Origin of the sequence: Anaerosacchariphilus polymeriproducens, assembly GCF_003363435.1 — a bacterium.
Lineage (GTDB): Bacteria > Bacillota > Clostridia > Lachnospirales > Lachnospiraceae > Anaerosacchariphilus > Anaerosacchariphilus polymeriproducens.
This window is the reverse complement of sequence record NZ_QRCT01000026.1, coordinates 15446-35175: the sequence shown is the minus strand read 5'-3', so window position 1 is coordinate 35175 and position 19730 is coordinate 15446. Positions and strand designations below refer to the sequence as shown.

Annotated in this window: 21 protein-coding genes; 20 read left to right on the top strand and 1 reads right to left on the bottom strand. The window is 34.1% G+C overall.

Features of this window, described 5'->3' with window-relative positions; all coding sequences use genetic code 11:
* Positions 1–30: 30 nt before the first annotated feature.
* The 4 genes from spoIIR (at position 31) to galU (ending at position 2966) form a co-directional block, all read left to right on the top strand.
* Positions 31–693, top strand: a complete 663-nt coding sequence (gene spoIIR, locus DWV06_RS09585; RefSeq protein WP_162300614.1) for a stage II sporulation protein R — start codon at positions 31–33, stop codon at positions 691–693.
* A 69-nt stretch (positions 694–762) separates the two neighbouring features.
* Positions 763–1611: a glutamate racemase gene (gene murI, locus DWV06_RS09580; RefSeq protein WP_235828934.1), complete on the top strand. Its 849-nt coding sequence runs from the start codon at positions 763–765 to the stop codon at positions 1609–1611.
* Between the two features lies 1 nt (position 1612).
* The gene (locus DWV06_RS09575; protein ID WP_115481964.1) at positions 1613–2062 is read left to right on the top strand and encodes a DUF1934 domain-containing protein; all 450 of its coding nucleotides are present in this window, start codon (positions 1613–1615) and stop codon (positions 2060–2062) included.
* Between the two features lie 13 nt (positions 2063–2075).
* Positions 2076–2966 carry a UTP--glucose-1-phosphate uridylyltransferase GalU gene (galU, locus tag DWV06_RS09570; protein WP_115481963.1) on the top strand — a complete coding sequence of 297 codons (891 nt, stop codon included), beginning with the start codon at positions 2076–2078 and terminating at the stop codon, positions 2964–2966.
* A 66-nt stretch (positions 2967–3032) separates the two neighbouring features.
* Here galU and DWV06_RS09565 read toward each other — a convergent pair whose 3' ends face one another.
* A complete protein-coding gene (locus tag DWV06_RS09565; RefSeq protein ID WP_115481962.1) occupies positions 3033–3506 on the bottom strand; it encodes a hypothetical protein in 474 nt (157 codons plus the stop codon).
* A gap of 221 nt (positions 3507–3727) precedes the next feature.
* Here DWV06_RS09565 and tig point away from each other — a divergent pair, with 221 nt between their 5' ends.
* The 16 genes from tig to DWV06_RS18825 all read left to right on the top strand — a co-directional run bounded on the left by tig (position 3728) and on the right by DWV06_RS18825 (position 19701).
* The gene (tig, locus tag DWV06_RS09560; protein ID WP_115481961.1) at positions 3728–4834 is read left to right on the top strand and encodes a trigger factor; all 1107 of its coding nucleotides are present in this window, start codon (positions 3728–3730) and stop codon (positions 4832–4834) included.
* A gap of 27 nt (positions 4835–4861) precedes the next feature.
* Positions 4862–6253 (top strand): asparagine--tRNA ligase, encoded by a 1392-nt coding sequence (gene asnS, locus DWV06_RS09555; RefSeq protein WP_115481960.1) that lies wholly within the window; start codon positions 4862–4864, stop codon positions 6251–6253.
* A gap of 24 nt (positions 6254–6277) precedes the next feature.
* Entirely contained in the window at positions 6278–7288 is a 1011-nt protein-coding gene (gene asnA / locus DWV06_RS09550) for an aspartate--ammonia ligase (RefSeq protein ID WP_115481959.1), read from the top strand.
* A gap of 87 nt (positions 7289–7375) precedes the next feature.
* On the top strand, positions 7376–8098 hold the full coding sequence (locus DWV06_RS09545) for a tRNA threonylcarbamoyladenosine dehydratase (protein ID WP_115481958.1): 723 nt from the start codon (positions 7376–7378) through the stop codon (positions 8096–8098).
* Positions 8099–8119: 21 nt separating this feature from the next.
* Positions 8120–10075, top strand: a complete 1956-nt coding sequence (locus DWV06_RS09540; protein WP_115481957.1) for a bifunctional metallophosphatase/5'-nucleotidase — start codon at positions 8120–8122, stop codon at positions 10073–10075.
* Between the two features lie 169 nt (positions 10076–10244).
* Positions 10245–10667 carry a hypothetical protein gene (locus DWV06_RS09535; protein ID WP_115481956.1) on the top strand — a complete coding sequence of 141 codons (423 nt, stop codon included), beginning with the start codon at positions 10245–10247 and terminating at the stop codon, positions 10665–10667.
* 15 nt (positions 10668–10682) lie between these two features.
* Positions 10683–11828 (top strand): hypothetical protein, encoded by a 1146-nt coding sequence (locus DWV06_RS09530; protein ID WP_115481955.1) that lies wholly within the window; start codon positions 10683–10685, stop codon positions 11826–11828.
* Positions 11821–12621 carry a hypothetical protein gene (locus DWV06_RS09525; protein WP_115481954.1) on the top strand — a complete coding sequence of 267 codons (801 nt, stop codon included), beginning with the start codon at positions 11821–11823 and terminating at the stop codon, positions 12619–12621. Before DWV06_RS09530 ends, DWV06_RS09525 begins: the two co-directional genes overlap by 8 nt.
* A complete protein-coding gene (locus DWV06_RS09520) occupies positions 12614–13468 on the top strand; it encodes a hypothetical protein (protein WP_115481953.1) in 855 nt (284 codons plus the stop codon). The genes DWV06_RS09525 and DWV06_RS09520 overlap by 8 nt, the downstream gene beginning before the upstream one ends.
* Position 13469: 1 nt before the next feature.
* Entirely contained in the window at positions 13470–14147 is a 678-nt protein-coding gene (locus tag DWV06_RS09515; RefSeq protein WP_115481952.1) for an ABC transporter ATP-binding protein, read from the top strand.
* A 436-nt stretch (positions 14148–14583) separates the two neighbouring features.
* On the top strand, positions 14584–14838 hold the full coding sequence (locus DWV06_RS09510) for a hypothetical protein (RefSeq protein WP_115481951.1): 255 nt from the start codon (positions 14584–14586) through the stop codon (positions 14836–14838).
* A gap of 79 nt (positions 14839–14917) precedes the next feature.
* A complete protein-coding gene (locus DWV06_RS09505) occupies positions 14918–15145 on the top strand; it encodes a PF20097 family protein (protein ID WP_115481950.1) in 228 nt (75 codons plus the stop codon).
* A 77-nt stretch (positions 15146–15222) separates the two neighbouring features.
* A complete protein-coding gene (locus tag DWV06_RS09500; protein WP_115481949.1) occupies positions 15223–15903 on the top strand; it encodes a prepilin peptidase in 681 nt (226 codons plus the stop codon).
* A gap of 119 nt (positions 15904–16022) precedes the next feature.
* Entirely contained in the window at positions 16023–17009 is a 987-nt protein-coding gene (locus DWV06_RS09495) for a helix-turn-helix transcriptional regulator (RefSeq protein WP_115481948.1), read from the top strand.
* Between the two features lie 207 nt (positions 17010–17216).
* Positions 17217–18374 (top strand): C40 family peptidase, encoded by a 1158-nt coding sequence (locus tag DWV06_RS09490; RefSeq protein ID WP_115481947.1) that lies wholly within the window; start codon positions 17217–17219, stop codon positions 18372–18374.
* A 166-nt stretch (positions 18375–18540) separates the two neighbouring features.
* The gene (locus DWV06_RS18825; RefSeq protein ID WP_115481946.1) at positions 18541–19701 is read left to right on the top strand and encodes a glycosyltransferase; all 1161 of its coding nucleotides are present in this window, start codon (positions 18541–18543) and stop codon (positions 19699–19701) included.
* Positions 19702–19730: the final 29 nt, after the last annotated feature.

Here is a 19730-nt window from a genome sequence, read left to right as displayed (position 1 = left end):
TATATGAAAGTAATCAGGAGGTACATATTTATGAAATGGAAACAATATTTTAAATCGATTCTTTTGGGGAGCGCAGCGATTGCTGCCATTTGCTTAAACAATGCAAAGGCACAACAAATTCAGCATGGGATAGCAGAACAAGTCATACGTTTTCATGTGATAGCAAATAGTAACAGCAATGAAGATCAGAGTTTGAAAATAGAATTAAAAGATTACATAGCAGGATATATGAAAGAGCTATTAAAGGATTCTTCCAGTATTGAGCAGACGAGAGAATTGATAAAAGAAAATATGTCACAGATTCAGAAAAAAGCAGAGGGTTTTATTGAAAAGAAAGGATATACTTATAAAATTCAGACAAAATTGGGAGGCTGTCATTTTCCTGAAAAAGTTTATGGGGATTGTAGTTTTCCGGCAGGAGATTACGAAGCTTTGGAAATTATTATTGGAAATGGAGTAGGAAGGAATTGGTGGTGTGTTGTTTATCCGAGTTTGTGTTTTGTTGATGGGACATATGCCGTTGTTTCCGAAGAGACTAAGGAAGAATTAAAGCATGTCCTTACAGAGGAAGAGTATGCAGTCATAACAAATCAGACAGATAAAGAGATAAAAATTAAGTATACTTTCAAAACACTTACATTTTTTAAGGAAATAATGGAAGAAAGGAAAGAAAAGACCAAAGAAAAAAGCTAATCTCTATCTTGTGTTTCGTTACTACTTCGTGTAAAATAAATGTGAATAGTACGTTTGATGGAGGAAATCATGGCAAAAAAGGAAATGGATATGGATGGGTATCGATGCAATGCACCGATAGGAGTTTTTGATTCAGGTGTAGGCGGGCTGACGGTAGCTCGTGAGATCATGCGTCAGATACCACAAGAGCGTGTAGTGTATTTTGGTGACACAGCTCGTGTTCCATATGGAAGTAAATCAAAAGATACAATCATAAAATACGCAAGACAAATTATCCGATTTCTACAGACCAAAGAAGTAAAGGCTATTGTTGTTGCTTGTAATACAGCCAGTGCTTATGCGTTAGAAGAAATCAGACAGGAAATAGATCTTCCAATGATAGGAGTGGTGAAACCAGGCGCTAAAGTGGCAGCAGATACAACAAAAAATGGAAATGTAGGCGTAATAGGGACAGAAGCTACCATTAATAGTCAGATATATTCTAAATTTCTTAAGAATCACAATCCAAAAGTTAAAGTAATAGGAAAAGCATGTCCATTATTTGTCCCATTGGTAGAAGAAGGGCTTTTAAAAGATCCGGTGACGGATGAAATTGCTGCCAGATATCTGAAGGATTTGAAACGTTCAGAAATAGATACTTTGATTATGGGTTGTACTCATTATCCACTGCTTCGCTCTACCATTAGAAAAATTATGGGAGAAGATGTCACACTTGTCAATCCAGCCTATGAGACTGCAGTAGAACTCAAAAGGATGTTAGAGAAAGAAAATATTAAGAATGAAGAGGATGACAATCAGCCTGAAGAGAGATATCAATTTTATGTAAGCGATACTGCTGATAAGTTTAAAAATTTTGCAAATTCAATTTTACCGTATGATATTGAGACAATTAAACAAATAAATATAGAGGAGTACTAAAATGACAAAAGAAGTTTTGATTGCCATTGCAGGTTTACAGTTTGAATCCAATGATAAAGATGAGCAGATAGAAGTGATTACAGCAGGAGATTACTATCAAAGGAATGGAAAGCATTATGTTCTTTATGAAGAAGTATTGGAAGGCTTCGAAGGCATTACAAAAAACATGATTAAAATTGGGGAAGATTCTTTAGATATTACAAAAAAGGGCATCACAAACGTGCATATGGTTTTTGAAAAGAATAAAAAGAACGTTACATATTATGATACGCCATTCGGAAGCCTTTTAGTTGGAATTGCCGCCAGAAATGTTGACGTGAAGGAAACCAAAGAAAATATTGATGTAGTAGTAAATTATGCTTTAGAGGTTAATTATGAGCATTTGGCGGATTGCAAGATAACAATGAACATAAAATCAAAAGACGCAAAAGATTTTTCATTAAAAGCATAGGAGGAGATAATTAATGAGAGTAAAAAAAGCGATTATTCCGGCAGCAGGACTTGGTACAAGATTTTTACCGGCAACAAAGGCACAGCCAAAGGAGATGTTAGCGATTGTTGACAAACCGACGATTCAATATATTATTGAAGAAGCTGTAGCATCTGGGATTACAGATATTATTATTGTGACCGGGCGTAATAAACGTTCGATTGAAGATCATTTTGACCGTTCCATCGAGTTAGAGTTAGAATTAGAACGCAGTAACAAACTGGAAACATTAGAAATGGTCAGAAAGATCTCCGATATAGCGAATATTCATTATATTCGTCAAAAAGAACCGAGAGGATTAGGACATGCTATTTTGACTGCAAAACAGTTTATTGGTAATGAACCATTTGCCGTTTTACTTGGAGATGATATCGTAGTTTCCAAAAAACCATGTTTACAACAAATGATGGAAGTATTCGATGAATATAAAACGACTGTCTTAGGGGTACAGACAGTTGCGGATGATGCAGTAGACAAATATGGAATCGTTGACTGTAAACATATTGAAGAAAGAGTATTCAAAGTGAAGGATTTGGTAGAAAAGCCTAAGAAAGAAGATGCACCATCTAATGTTGCTATATTAGGAAGATACATAATCACACCTACCATTTTTGAATATTTACAAACGCAGGACGCAGGAGCAGGAGGAGAAATTCAATTAACCGATGCTTTGAGACGTATGGCATTAGATGAAGCAATGTATGCTTATAATTTTAAAGGTCATCGTTATGATGTTGGAACGAAATCCGGTTTTATTGAAGCTAATATTGAATTTGCCCTGAGAAATGATGAAGTAAAAGATGATATGCTGGAATATTTGAATCGTCTTCATGATAATATGGAAGAAATGTTGAAATATGATTAAAGAATAAATGAAAAGAACCATCCATTCAGTTTTAAGTAAATTGAATGGATGGTTCTATCTATTTTATCATTTATTTGCATTCACTTTTTTCTGTAACTTTTCCTGGGTACGTTTCAACCAGCCTTTTTTCTTGGTGTCTACTTTTTCTAAAGGTCCGCGTACACCTCGAACACTTGTGATATAAAGGCCGCTGACAACAGCTTTCACTTCTTTTTTCACTGGGATAGATTCAAATATTGATTCTTCACAAATCAAAGTCATGACTTTTGGTCCCACTTTTGCTTTTACAATAGGTAATTTTGAACGGCGTAACAATTTGGGCGTATTTTCATAAACAACAGACGGAAGTCCCGCCTCCTTAAGCTTCATCCGCTTTTTATCAATAATCAGCATAGTAACATTTTGTGCAGCCGCAGCTATTTGTTCTTGTTGTTCCGCTTGTTTTTTCTGTGCTCTTCTTCCAAGGAAATATAAAACAACAATTGCAATAAGTAAAATAGCCAAAATAATCAGCAATACTGTTATTAGTGTACTATTCATAATAATACAATCCTCCTTAACTAATTCATACCTGTCCATTGTATCATTGTTGTTGGCAAATTGCAAACGAAAGAAACTTAAATATTGGTAAAAGTGCTTTAAATTTTCCAAATAATGTGATATGGTATTATGTACGGTGCTCATAGTAAACAAAATATATGAATTGGCCCGTAAAATAAGGGGAACGATAACAAAGCCACAGAAAGAAAGGAAAACAATATATGTTCAAGAAAAAATTATTAATGGGTGTATTATGTATCACTATGGCAGCTGTAGCATTTGGCTGTGGATCCAAAAAAAACAAAGATGAGAAATCACAAACAGAAGACCAGACGAGTGATGAAAGCGCAGCTTCGAAAATTAAATATAATGTAGATGATTATGTAAAATTAGGAGACTACAAAGGAATCGAAGTAGCTAAGGAAGAAGCAAAAGTAACCGATGAGGATTTAAATACGGCAATTAAAAATATCTTGCAATCTTATCCGGAAACAGTAAAGACAGATAAACAAGTTGTGGAAAAGGATGATACTGTAAATATTGATTATGAAGGCTTATTAGATGGTAAGGCATTTGATAATGGTACACAAAAAGGTGCCAATTTAAAAATAGGTTCCGGAACCTTTATTGAGGGATTTGAAGAACAATTAATCGGAGCGAAAGTAGGAGAAGATAAAAGCATCAAAGTAACATTTCCGAAAGAATATGGTAATAAAGATTTAGCAGGAAAAGAAGTTGTTTTTAACGTTAAAATAAATTATATAGGTGAAGAGAAGATACCAGAACTGACAAAAGAGTTTATTAAAACCTATACAAATAAAGATATGACAATTGATGAATTTAAGGAGCAATTGAAATCAGAACTTTTAGAACAAAAAAAGACTACAATACAAACCAATCGAATTGATGCGGTGAAAACAAAAGTACTTGAAAATTCTAAAGTCAAAGAATTTCCAAAAGGATTGCTTGAAGCAAAAATCAGTGATATTAAGAAGCAGGTAACAGAGCAGGCCAAAAGTCAGGGAATGGAATTGGAAAAATTCCTTACACAAAACTATGCAGGACTGACATTAGAAGACTTTAATAAGCAGGTTAAAACTTCAGTGGAAGATAGATTGAATTTATTATTAATAACAGAAGCTATTACGAAAAAAGAAGGTTTGGAATTAACGGATAAAGAATATAAAGAACAAGTAGAAAAATATGCGAATCAAATGCAGAGCACAGTAGATGTTTTTGAGAAACAATATGGAAAAGATTCTATAAAAGAAGAATTCCAATTGCAAAAGACATGGAATTTCGTATCAGAAAAAGCAGTAGAAAAGTAAATAAATAATTGACAAAGGAGTCGAACAATGGAGTTAATCAGTATTAGAGAGTTATACAAAAATCGTGAGAAATATATGGACAAAAAGGTTGAAGTAGGAGGATGGTTACGTAGTATAAGGGATTCGAAAACATTTGGATTCATAGTTCTGAATGATGGAACTTATTTCGAACCGCTTCAAGTAGTTTATCATGATACAATGGATAATTTTTCTGAGATTGTGAAATTAAATGTAGGTGCGGCGATTATTGTAAAAGGTACTTTGGTAGAGACGCCACAGGCAAAACAGCCCTTTGAAATTCAAGCAGATGAAATTTTCATAGAGGGTCAGTCTACAGGGGATTATCCACTGCAGAAAAAGAGACATTCTTTTGAATATTTGAGAAGCATTGCACATTTAAGACCCAGAACAAATACATTTCAGGCCGTATTTCGTGTACGTTCTTTAATCGCATATGCGATACACAAGTTTTTCCAAGAGCGTGATTTTGTATATGTTCATACTCCGATCATTACAGGAAGCGATTGCGAAGGGGCAGGAGAGATGTTTCGGGTCACTACGCTGGACATGGCTCAACTGCCAAAGAATCCCGACGGAACGATCGATTATAGTGAGGACTTTTTTGGAAAAGAAACCAACCTTACCGTAAGTGGTCAGCTTAATGGGGAAACCTACGCACAGGCTTTCCGTAATATTTATACGTTCGGCCCGACTTTTAGAGCAGAAAATTCCAATACGACCAGGCATGCGGCAGAATTCTGGATGATAGAACCGGAAATTGCTTTTGCAGATTTACAGGATAATATGATTTTGGCAGAAAGTATGATCAAATATATTATTACTTATGTTATGGAACATGCACCGGAAGAAATGAAATTCTTTAATCAATTTGTGGATAAAGGGTTAATGGAACGATTGAATGGAGTCGTAAATTCAGAATTTGGACATGTCACTTATACAGAAGCGATTGATATTCTGGAGAAAAATAACAATAAATTTGATTATAAAGTATCTTGGGGCTGTGATTTACAGACAGAACATGAAAGATACCTGACCGAGGAAGTGTTTAAAAAGCCGGTATTCGTTACGGATTATCCAAAAGAAATCAAAGCTTTTTATATGAAAATGAATGAAGATAATAAGACCGTAGCAGCTATGGATTGTCTGGTACCTGGAATCGGTGAGATCATAGGAGGAAGTCAAAGAGAAGATGACTATGATAAATTAATTTCCCGTATGAATGAATTAGGTTTAAATGTTGAGGATTATGGATTCTATCTGGATCTTAGAAAATATGGTTCTACCAGACATGCAGGTTTTGGATTGGGATTTGAAAGATGTGTGATGTATCTTACCGGAATGTCGAATATCCGTGACGTAGTTCCATTTCCAAGAACAGTTGGCAATTGTGAATTGTAATAGTATAACAAAGGAGAGCGAAAAGTGGAAAATATAGTGATTCCGGATGGTTACGAATCAGCTTTGGATATAAAACAGACAGAAGTAGCGATTAAACAGGTAAAGGATTTTTTTGAAAGAGAATTAGCAGTACAATTAAATTTGACTAGAGTTTCGGCACCGCTTTTTGTAACACCGGAAAGTGGTTTGAATGATAATTTAAATGGAACGGAAAGACCAGTAAGTTTCGGGGTGAAAGAGCAGAACGAAACCAGGTTTGAAATTGTACATTCCCTTGCAAAGTGGAAACGTCATGCTTTGGGACGATATGGATTCAATCAAGGCGAAGGCCTGTATACGGATATGAATGCGATCCGACGTGATGAAGATACCGATAATCTACATTCAATTTTTGTAGATCAATGGGATTGGGAGAAAATAATTTCAAAACAAGAAAGAAATATTGAAACATTAAAAGAAACAGTGAAAAGTGTTTATGAAGCATTAAGAGTAACGGAAAAATATATTTCTCAAAAGTACGATTACATCGAAACATATCTGCCGGAAGAAATTACATTTATATCATCTCAGGAATTGGAAGATAAATATCCGGAACTTACACCAAAAGAAAGAGAAAATAAAGCTGCGAGAGAATATGGAGCAGTTTTTATCACACAGATTGGCGGTCCGTTAAAGTCCGGAGAAAAACATGATGGAAGAGCACCGGATTATGATGACTGGAATCTGAATGGTGATATTATTGTTTATTATCCAATTCTTGATATTGCATTAGAACTGTCTTCCATGGGAATTCGAGTAGATGAGGAAACGCTGAAGGAACAGTTGGAGATGAGCGGATGTATGGATAGAGCACAGCTCCCGTTTCAAAAAGCATTGTTGGAAGGGAAACTTCCCCTTACCATTGGTGGAGGAATTGGACAATCTAGAATTTGTATGTTTTATTTAAGAAAAGCGCATATCGGAGAAGTACAATCTTCTGTATGGCCGCAAGAAGTATTAGATTATGCACAAGATAAAGGAGTAGTTCTACTCTAAAAATGAATGTCTGTTAGTCAGAAATGATTGACAGACATTCCGTACATTTGAATACTTTTAAGAAGAGATAGAGAGGAATAGAGAACGATGGAAAATAATCGGTTCGAGCGGACGGAAATTTTATTAGGGGAAGAAGGAATACGAAAACTAAGCCGCGCCAGAGTTGCAGTATTTGGAATTGGAGGCGTAGGAGGTCATGTTGTAGAAGCTTTGGCCAGAAGCGGAGTTGGTATTTTTGACTTGATTGATAATGATATCGTTGCTTTGAGTAATATAAACCGCCAGATTGTTGCAGTAACAAGTACAGTTGGAAGATATAAGGTAGATGTAATGAAAGAAAGAATTTTAGATATAAACCCGGAAGCAAAAGTTTATGTGCATAAAATGTTTTTCCTTCCGGAATCTGCTGATCAATTCGATTTTTCTCTTTACTCTTATGTAGTAGATGCGATCGATACTGTGGCAGGTAAGATCCAACTTGTACTAGAGACTGAGAAGGCAGATGTACCGATTATCAGCGCTATGGGAGCAGGAAATAAATTGGATCCCACCAGGTTTGAAGTAACTGATATTTATCAAACTTCCGTATGTCCTTTAGCGAAAGTAATGCGTAAGGAACTGAAAAGTAGAGGAATAAAAAAGCTTAAGGTAGTCTATTCAAAAGAAACTCCCCAAAAACCCTTGAAACAGTTAGAGATCCCGGAAGGTTCCGCCCGACGCCAGACACCGGGAAGTACAGCTTTTGTACCTTCAGTGGCAGGTTTGATTATTTCAGGTGAAGTAATTAAAGATTTGACTGGATTTAAATAGAGTTGTCGAAAGGAAAATAATATGAAAAAAAATATTAAATTATTTTTGAGCTGCCTGATTGTTATTGGCTTGGTGTTGTTTCCAATATCTGTAAGTAAATCATCAGCAGGTCAGCAAGACAAGAAGATAACCATTTTATTTACCCATGATTTGCACGATAATTTTCTTCCATTAAAAACAGAAAAGAATGGAGAGGTAGAGAAATGTGGTGGTTTTGCAAGATTGCAAACAGCTATAAAAGAACAGAAAAAACTGGATGAGGAGGCATTGCTTTTAGATGCCGGAGATTTTTCTATGGGAACTCCATTTCAGACGATTTTCAGATCAGATGCTCCTGAGCTTAGTATTATGGGAGAGATGGGATATGATGTTGTTACTTTGGGCAATCATGAATTTGATTATCGGGCAACAGGACTGGCAGAAAGTCTAGAAGCAGCAAAGAAAAGTGGAGGCAGACTTCCACAGTTGGTTCAATCTAATATCAGTTATCCAAAAGATAAACAAGGAAATCTTACTGATACATTGTTGAAACTGAAACATGCAATGGAGGAATATGGTGCCAAAGAATACACCGTATTGGAAAGAAATGGTGTAAGAGTAGGCATTTTTGGGATAATGGGTGAAGGTTCAGCATCTATGGCTCCAATGTCCGAAGTACAATTTAAAGATCCGATTAAACATGCAAAGCAAAAAGTGCAAATTTTAAAAGAACAGGAAAAAGTGGATTTTATTATTTGCTTATCTCATTCAGGAACGGATAAAGATGCATCCAAATCGGAAGACGAAATTCTTGCAAAAAAAGTGCCGGACATTAATTTGATTATCAGCGGTCATACACATACAAAGTTGTCGGAACCTATTGTGGTTGGAGATACAGTCATTGGTTCTTGTGAGGATAGTGGTAAAAATCTTGGAATCGTACAATTTTCTCAAAAAGAGAGTAAAAATTGGAAGATGGACCATTATGATTTAAGAGGAATTGATGACAAAATGGAAGAAGATAAAAAGATTTCAGACCGTATTAAGAGTTATAAGAAGATAGTACAGGAGAAGTATTTTGATCAGTTTCGCTTAAAATGCGATGAAGTACTAGCACAATCATCCTTTTATTTTGATTCGCCCAAGAATATAATAAAACATCATCAAGAATCTCTTTTGGGTAATTTCATTAGTGATTCTTACATATATGCAGTGAAAAAGGCGGAGGGAAAAGATTATATTCCAGTGTCTGCTGCAATTGTTCCGGCAGGTACAATAAGGGGAACCTTTTTTCAAGGGGATATAACAGTTTGGGATGCCTTTAATGTCAGTTCTTTAGGAATGGGTGCGGATAATTTGCCCGGTTATCCACTAATCAGTGTATATTTGACAGGAAAAGAATTGAAGACAGTCTGTGAAGTCGATGCTTCCATCACTCCTATTATGAAAGAAGCACAATTGTTCTTATCAGGCATGAACTTCACCTTTAATCCTAATCGCTTCATTTTTAATAAAGTAATTAAAACTATTTTAGTGAATGAAGAAGGAACGGCGCAGGAAATTGAGGATGAAAAGCTTTATCGTGTAGCTGCGGGTCTGTATTCTGCACAGATGCTGTCGGTAGTGGGAGAGAAATCCCATGGACTTCTTAAAATCCAACCTAAGACCAAGGATGGAAACCCAATTACAGATTTTGAATCACAAATTATTTATGATAATTCCGATGGAAAAAAAACAGAAGTAAAAGAGTGGTATGCTATCGTTGAATATCTTAAGTCATTTGAACAAAAAGATGGGATTTCACAGATTCCTGAACGTTACAATCGGAATCAAGAACGTAAAGTAGTTGATAATAGTAAAAATATACTAGCTTTACTGCAGAAACCGAATCATATTACGGTGGTTGTTTATGTATTGATAGTTGTTATTCTAACTTTAATTATAGTTGTTGTAATGCGAATTGTAAAAAAGATTAAAAGAAAAAAAACAGTTCAGTAATAAATTGACGTATTTTGTAGAGTAATGTGGAAAAAAGCACATTACTCTATTTTTATTTAATTATTAAATTATATTTCAACAATAATCTTATAAATTTTTACTAATTTCAAAATTCTTTTGTTTTTTAATGTTAGTATTTTAATATAAAACATAAAAGGAGGCATAAATTATGATAAAACGTAAAATAATTAAGAAAATGATATTAGGAGTATTGTTATTAACTTGTTTGGTAGGATTGGGAGTTACTGCTCAAACACAGTATTTTACAGTAAGATTAACATACAACGGGAAAAATGAAGATCGATTGTCAAAAAAGACACTGAAAGCTGGTGGTGATAAATTTGAATATGTATTTTATGCAACACCTATTTCATTTAATGTTGATGGTTGTATCTATGCAAAGTCAGTCTCATATAGTTATCCACATATCCATACGGATCAAGTAGTATTATCATCCAGAGAATTACATAAAAAGCAGTTTTCTGCTTATTATATCAAACCTCATGAACGTGAGTATTATTATTTAGAAGCAAAGTATATACAAAGCTTATCTCTAAGGGCTATAACTGCAAAAGGCAGGTATACACCTTAAGGAGAAGCGAAAGAAATGGAAAAAATTATGAAAAGGAAAGTAATATTCTTCTTTATAACAATTGTTTCAGGTATTTTGGCAGCATGTGACCAAACTGTGGAATCTGAGAATACAGAAGTCAGCAAAGATATCATAAATACTTGTGATGAAATACAACCTTGTTCGATTCCAGAAAGATATCAGAAGATGTATGAACATGTAGTTTTTGATACCGATTTAGTAATAAAGAATAGGAAAGAACCGTTTGTTACAACGAAAGCAACTTTGCATGTTGTAGACAAAGACAAGGCTCTTTTCGAATATTTTTCAGATGTAAAAAAATATGAAAAAATGGAAGATTCATTGAGAGATAAGAAGGGAAGAAAGGTAAAAATAACTGATTATATTGCACCTGACAATACTAAATTATCGATTACCTCCCCCTCTTCACGGGTCATTTATTCGAATCCAAGATTAGCACCATATATATTTAATTCATTTTGGAATGAGGAAAGTTCACCTGATTATAATGCGGATAAATATTCTGCAAAAGTGGATTTTTCATTTGCGTCTAGGAAAAAAGCGTTTGCCAACATAAAGAAGAGTTTGTCAAATGTGGGGATTGAGATTCAATCTTATAAAGTATACTGCCTGGATTATCAGACTTTACAGAAAGAAGAACATTGTGTTGATATGGATGGGCAGATAGATAATGGTGCATATAAAGAATCATGGACTGAAGATGATAATTGCTACTATTTTTTTGCGGGGCAAGAATTTGAGGGAATACCGGTATATCATGTGTATGCAGAAATTTTTCATGAGGTATCAGAAGCTTATTCACCAGTGAAAGTCATTTATTCTAAGAATGGAATAGAGGATCTTGAGGTAGAAAGAGTCTTTGATTTTTCCAAGGAAACAGAGCAGGTTTCCCTAGCGGAATTTGATAAAATCGCTCAGACTGTTGTCAATAAATATCATAGAATTTTGGGAGATTCTACCTATAAAGTAGTATCAGCAGAGTTGTATTATATGGTTGATATATTAAATGGAAAGGATTCTTATCATGTTTTTCCTGTCTGGATATTAGAAATAGAAGAAAACACTCCAGAAGAGGGCATGGAAAATAAAGTACAGATGGTGATCGATGCGGTGACTGCGGAGGAAATTTATCATGAGTAGAGATGGAAATTTACTTTCAAGTTATTTAAGAATGGACTTTAACCGTTCTATCTTTTCGTGTAAATTTGTAATCGGAATCTTTGGAGTCGTTGGTGTAATGTTTTTCGCAATTTTCGATGATATTGAATTGAATAATAATATAGTGTATGTATGTACACTTGTTTTACAGGGAGTTCCAGTTTTGGTCAGCTACATCTTTTGCGCTTTCACTTATGCTTCCTGTTTTTGCGAAGATAGTGAAAATAATTATTTTAACTTAGAGGTGATCAGAGGGAAGTTGAGTTTCTATACCTGCTCCAAGGTCATAGTGATATTTTTAACTGCTATGATTACTATGATATTAGGACTTCTTATCTTTATCACTATTTTACATACGTTTCTTCCCTGGATTACCGAGGAGAATTCCGTTTCACAGACCTTATTAACTACGGGGGGATTTCACAGAATCCTGCAGAATGGTGATTTTTACCTATATTACTTTTTGTCTGGAATACAGCAAGGGATATTAGCCGGAATCTTGGCATTGTTTGGATCATATTTATCCTTGTTTATCAGAAATAAACTTTTAATATGGTCAGTGCCTGTAATAGGCTATTACTTTTTTGATATTCTATTGATAGAGATATTTGGAGAACAATCAATAGGGTTAGTTGATATATTTAATTCAGTGATCAGGCTATGTTCGGATGATTTAATTTCTTATCTATTTTCTGTAGGAATTGGCATTTGTTTTGTAGTCGTATTTTATGTTTTAATTTATACACGGTTAAAGGGGAAAATACAATTTGAGTAAAATAATATGGCAAATACGTGACGGTATTCGGGACTTTTTGAAAAACTTTATAAATGTAAGATTAATTGTATTTATAGTACTGCAAATTTTTATTATGCACGTATATTTATATCCTATTAAGAAATTTGCACTTAGTGCGAGTTACCCGGTAAGTACATGGGTTCTTCCGTTTTTGATGAAAGATATCTATTTTAGATTCTTTTTTATAGCAGGAGTCATGTATTTTTATTCCAAAATACCTTTTATGCAGTCTGACCAGATCTATCAAATCATCAGAAGAGGAAGGATAAAGTGGGCACTTGGGAAAATTATTGGAATTATATTAAGTGGTTTTTTTCTTATGCTGCTGGAAGTTTTTTTGAGCGCTATTGTATTATTACCAAGTGTAATGTTAGAAGCGGGCTGGGGAAAGGTGCTATACACATTAGCTTTGACGGATGCTTGTGAAAAGTATCATATTAAATTAGATTTTTCTTATAAAATAATGGATTCTTATACACCGTTTCAAGGATTGGGAGTATTAATCCTAGTGGGAGGATTTGTTTTATCCTTTATTGGGCTTTTTATGTTTGCAGTGAGTCTATATATTTCTAGATTATGTGCTGTTGTTGCAGCTATGTTTTTTGCAGTGTTTTCTATTATGGCTGCAAATATTTCTTATATCGTATATTGGATTGAATTGATATCACCAATTTCGTGGATGGATATCAACGTATTGTTTGGTAATGGGAATGAACCCACAGTGAAATGTGTAATAGCAGTTATGGTAATAGTGATAAGTATATTGACGGGTCTAATTTTGATTAAGATTAGGAAGATTGACTTTTGTTGGAATAAGGAGGAGTAAAATGAAAGAGGGACAAACGATACAAGTAATTGAAAATGAAAATGGTATTATCAAAGTTTTGCATGCTCGGAAAAGTTTTAAAGATGTTCGTGTATTAAATGATGTTAATATCAGTTGTAATAAAGGTGAAATATGTGGAATCATAGGGAGGAATGGTTCGGGGAAAACAGTGTTGTTTAAAGCGATATGTGGATTTCTTAAATTAGATGAAGGAAGTATATGGGTCGAGGGGAAAGAAATGCAGAAAGACATTGATATGCTTACAACAGCTGGGATTATTATTGAAGAGCCATCTTTTTTGAGTACTCGAAGTGGTATGAAGAATCTGGAATTCTTGTATATGATTCAGAATAAGAAGAACCGAGAACATTTGTGCAATATTATGAAACTGGTTGGACTGAATCCCTCATCAAAAAAAAGAGTAGGTAATTATTCTATGGGAATGAAGCAGAGGCTTGCAATCGCTCAGGCTATTATGGAAGAACAGCAAATATTGATTTTGGATGAGCCTATGAATGGTTTGGACAATGAAGGTGTTGAGGATATGAGAAATTTATTTTTGGACTTGAAAAAACAGGGGAAGACGATTCTGCTTGCAACTCATAATATGGATGATATTAATCTTTTGTGCGATAAGGTTTATGAGATTGATGGGGGGATTGTTCGTCAGCTAAAGTAGGGCAAGTTCCCCATCTGGCTTCTCTTGGGTTTCTTGTATTAAGGGAATCTAAGTTCTGGATCTGGATGCAAAATACGTGTCTGGAAATCCCAAACTCGAGCTAGCTCTCAAACAGGTGGGATTTCCAGACAAATGCATCCATTTCCAGAACTAAGATTCCCTAAATACATTCAAGTAGGCGAGAATCCAGATGGGGAACTTGCTGGTTTTGGTAATGGATTTTTTGATTAGGTTTTTATAATGGTTAGTCTTTCTTAGATTTTTATTAATGTATTGCTATATTTTTTGAATTGTTATTGTAATGGTTTTTTGGTTTGAGTTTGGTATGTTTGGTATATGTGTTGACAATAGTTTTGGGGTGTGGGAAAATATTTCCAGATATAGAGCGGATTAAGGGTTTTATCTTTTGAATTTTTAAGGGTAGAGGATAAATTATTTGATTCTTGAGATTTCTGCTGTTTATCAAGAAATGAATCAAAGTTTAATTCAGGTGGTGATTTGGTTGATAAAAAGTAAGACAAAATACATAATTACTTTTATTTTAATTGTTATTTTTTTTAGTGGGATAGGATTTATACTTATGAGCGATACTTGGGAATTTGGTAGTGAACAAAGCATGAATTTAGCAGGAACAATACTTTCTGCTTTTTCAGGTTTTGGTCTTTTGATTATTTTATATCAAAAGAATTGATATTGTTAAGTGTAGGGAAATTAAATGTTACAAGTTGAAAATTTAGAAATTTAAGTATAAGATTGTGGAGTTGATATTTATGAATTGTCCAATATGTAATTCTGAAATGAAATTGGGTTATATACTTACACCGGCTATTGAATGGATACCAAGATATGATAAGCCGCATTTGTTCTATAAAAGTGATAAATCAAACGGTTTTAGAATTGGTAGACATGCTTTTGGAGATATGAAAAAACAACCGGCATGGTATTGTTCTGATTGTGATAAGATAATAATTGATTGTAAAGAAGATGAATTAGATTGATATTATTTAGTATTACAAAATGTACAGCTATAGAAGGTTGGTAACAGTTGTAATGGATTAAGTAAAGGGGACTTAAAGTGAATGTAGTAAATTGGTATGTTGTAATCGCTACTGTAGCACTTTGTATTTTAAATCTTGTTTATATGCAGAAAAAAAGATGGAAAAGTGTTCAAGGAATTATCGGAAAAATAAAAATGGTCCTGCCAGAGACAAATAAGAAAAAGATTTTCTTTTTGATTATGCTCGTGTCCAGTCTTTCTCTTGCAGTCTTTATGAGTGTATTTTATCAAGGTCTCACAACGCTTTATTTATTGAAAAGAGTTTGTCTTGTAACTTTAATATTTCCAATGGCAGTGATTGATAATAAGAGATATATTATTCCTAATAAGTTATTGATAACATCTTTAATCTGCCGTGGTGTAATTTTAGTATTTGAATTTCTTTTTCCACAAAAGAATTTAGTTTTTACGCTTACATCGGAAGTAATATCAGCATTTGGTCTGTTTGTAGTTTGTATGATTGTTTTATTAATTATGAAAGGGAAAATAGGAATGGGAGATGTAAAATTATTTTCTATTATGGGACTATTCCAAGGATTTGTAGGTGTATCAAACGCTGTTCTGGCATCATTAATTATAGCTTTTATTGTTTCTGTTTTTCTTCTGATAATGAAAAGAAAATCAAGAAAAGATATGATTGCATTTGGCCCCTCCATATTAGTGGGTACATTTTTATCCGTAATATTAACAGGAGCATGAAATTTATTTCTTCTTTACCTACAAAAGTTAATACAAAAAAAAGTTGCTTTTTTTTCTTGCTCATTTATAATGAAAGGGAAAGAGTAATTTCATAAGTCATGGTATTAGGAGGAGAATGTATGGCAAAGTCGCCGAATCAGAAGTTAAAATTAGTTTACTTAATGGAAATTCTTCAAGATAAGACCGATGAAAATCATCCTATGACAATGCACGAGATAATTAGCAGACTTGCAGAATATGATATATCTGCAGAAAGAAAAAGTATTTATAACGATATTGAAACATTAAAGCAGTATGGAATGGATATTATTTTTCAGAAAGAGACTCCTTCCGGATATTATGTAGGGGAGCGATATTTTGAGCTGCCGGAATTGAAATTATTAGTAGATGCTGTTCAATCTTCTAAGTTTATTACTTACAAAAAGTCCAAGGATTTGATTAAGAAAATAGAAAGTCTGACCAGTATATTTGATGCGAAACATTTGCAGCGTCAAGTGTTTGTGTCCAATCGGATTAAAACTATGAATGAAAGTATCTATTATAATGTAGATATGATTCACAGTGCTATTTCAGCCAATACCAAAATTAAATTCCAGTATTTTGAATGGACCTTAGATAAAGAAATGAAATTAAAAAAAGAAGGTGACTTCTATATAATAAGCCCTTGGGCTCTTACTTGGGATGATGAAAATTATTACATGATAGGTTATGATGAAGAAGCATCTATGATTAAACATTACCGGGTTGATAAAATGATAAAGATCGATGTGATTTCCGAAAAAAGAATGGGACAAGAAGAATTCGAAAATTTCGATCTGGTCAGTTATGGGAATAAAACGTTCGGTATGTTTGGCGGAAAAGATGAAGATGTTACCATTATGTTTGCAAATCATTTAATTGGTGTAGTAATTGATCGTTTCGGTAAAGATATTACAATTCGTAAAACAGAAAATGACTGTTTTTTAATAAGAGTAAAAGTAGCAGTGAGCAATCAATTTTTTGCTTGGCTAAGCGGATTCGGTATGGGGGTAAAAGTAGTCTCACCTGAAAACGTAGTAGAACAATACAAACAACATATGAAACAAATTTTATCAAAGTATGAATAAGGGAATAAAATATTAAGGAAGTTTTTAAATTTTTAATTGCATTTTGTAATATTTGGTGCTATACTAGTGTTAACATAAATGATGCGCCCTTTATATGGGAAAAATCATTAAAGGTTACTTTTTGGAGTAGAAAAAAATCATAGAAAATAAAATAAAATTTAATAAGTGTGTAACATTTATTTAATAAAATAGGAGAGTGGATAAAGAATGAAGAAACTGGCATATGTGCTTTTAGCAGGAGTATTAATTGTTCAGCCCATAATGAGTGTACAAGCTACGTCATTACAGAAAGAAAAGCAGCAAGCTCAGGAAAAACTGGATTCGGCGAAGAACAGTATTGATGCACTTGAGAACTCGAAAGAAGAAACAAAATCAGCTATTAAAAATTTAGATTCACAATTAGTTGATTTGTTAGTTGAAATAGATATTTTAAAAGGTGAATTAGACAGCAAGCAGGAAGAATTGGATTTATGTCGTGTAGACTTAAAGAAAGCAAAAGCAACAGAGAAGAAACAGTATGAAGACATGAAAAAAAGAATTCGTTTCATGTATGAAAATGGAGATACAACTTTAGTTTCCGTTCTTTTAGATGCTGACAGTATTACTGATTTATTAAATAAAGCTGAATATGTGGACAAGATATATGAATCAGATCGTAAACTATTGATGCAATATCAGGAAGCTAAAACTAAGGTACTGAATCTGGAGAAACAATTAGAAAATGATAAAGCAGATTTAGAATCAATGCAGAGTGCGAAAAAGGAACAAGAAAATTCTTTGCAGGCACTGATATCAGAAAAGAAAGAACAAGTTGCTGATTTTGATTCACAATTAGAAGAAGCGAAAGAAAAAGCAGCAGCTTATCAAGCAGAAGTAGAAGCAAAGAATGCGGAAATCAGAGCAGCAGAGCAGAGAGAAGCTCAGAGACGGGCGGCTAATAATCCACCTTCTCCAAGCACTCCGTCTTCTCCAAATACTCCATCCTCGAATAACAATCCTGCACCATCAGTACCTGTCGGAAGTGGACAAGGTTCAGCAGTAGTACAATATGCGTTACAATTTGTTGGTAACCCTTATGTATGGGGCGGAACAAGCTTAACAAATGGAGCAGATTGTTCAGGATTTACACAATCGGTATTTGCGAACTTTGGTGTAGGTTTACCTAGAACATCTGGAGAACAGCGTGGCGCCGGTGTTGAAGTAAGTTATGCGGATGCGCAGCCGGGAGATTTGATTTGCTACAGTGGACATGTTGCTATTTATATGGGTAATGGACAGATTGTTCATGCAGCAAACAGTGCACTTGGTATTGTAACAGGAAACGCTACATATCGTACAATTTTATCAGTACGAAGAGTTATATAATAAAATATAAGTTGAAAATAAAAAAGTCTCACAATCCTTTTTGTAGGATGTGAGACTTTTCTTTTATAGAAGTTTGTAAATGAAAGTATTTTGTATCAATACAATAGTTGGTATTTAAAATATAAAAGGGGAGTGAGAAACTAATTGTCAAGAAAGGGGCTAAAACATGAAAATATTAATTGTACCTATGGCTGCTATGGTTGAAACGTCTGGACCGTTCTCAAGAGCAAAGACGTTAGCCAATGCATTTATCAATCAAGGATCTGAAGTCGCTTTATGCGCTGCAAAAGATGTTAATTACGAAGAAATTGAAGGTGTAAGGAATTATTATATACCAATTCCGATACCGTTAGGGTTACCAGCGCCGATAGGAAAAAGAGTTTTCCCTATAGTAGGGAAATTAGGACTACTTAAAGCGAAGACCGTTCATAGTTTTGAAGAAGTGCTCCATTTGACAGGAGCTATTTCCTATTCCTATTTTTATCACAGCGTTTCATGTATCCGGGATGCAATCAAAGACTTTGATCCTGATTTTGTTTATGCAGAAGCAAATATGTCTGCAATTGTCGCTGCTTTAGTCACACAGAAGCCGGTGATTACCAGTTATAGTTATCCAATTCAGTCTTCTTTTGCTTCCACGCCCAAATATTGTAAAGGTGTGAATCGTGTTTTAAACGAGTTGAATTTGCCGGAAGTTAAATCAACCCTAGATTTAATGGAATTAGCTGATTTAAGAGTGATTCCTAGTAGTTATGATCTGGAGCCTGTAGATAAACCGAATACGATATTCACAGGGCCATTCCATCGTCCAACAGATTATGTAACTGAAAATAATAAAAACAAGATATTAGCTTATATGGGAAATGGGACAATTTCTCAGAAAATTCTGGTCCAAGAATTGAGGAGTGCGTTTGAAGGTAGTGAATATGAATTGTACATAGCCGGAAGAGGCTTGAAGAAAGAAGATAAAGATAATATCCATATCAATGATAGGTTTAATTTTAGTGAATTATTACCAAGTACAGCAGTGTATATCAATCATGGTGGACAGAATAGTATTATGGATGCCATATTTTATGAGGTGCCGCAGATTATTTGCCCGGGTAAAGTATTTGAGAGAAAATATAATGCAAAGTCCATTGCAGACAATCATGCAGGAATTTATTTGTCTGAGAGCGGGTTTCAAGCAGATAAGTTGAAACAGTTGGTTGAAAAAGTAACCGGCAATAAGGATTATGAAAAGAATGCAAAGCGACTAAAAGATTCGTTAAGTACTTTGGGAGGTACGGACGAAATTATCAAACAAGCATCTGAATTAGTAGTTTGATTTTATAGTATTTCCTTGATAAAATCAAG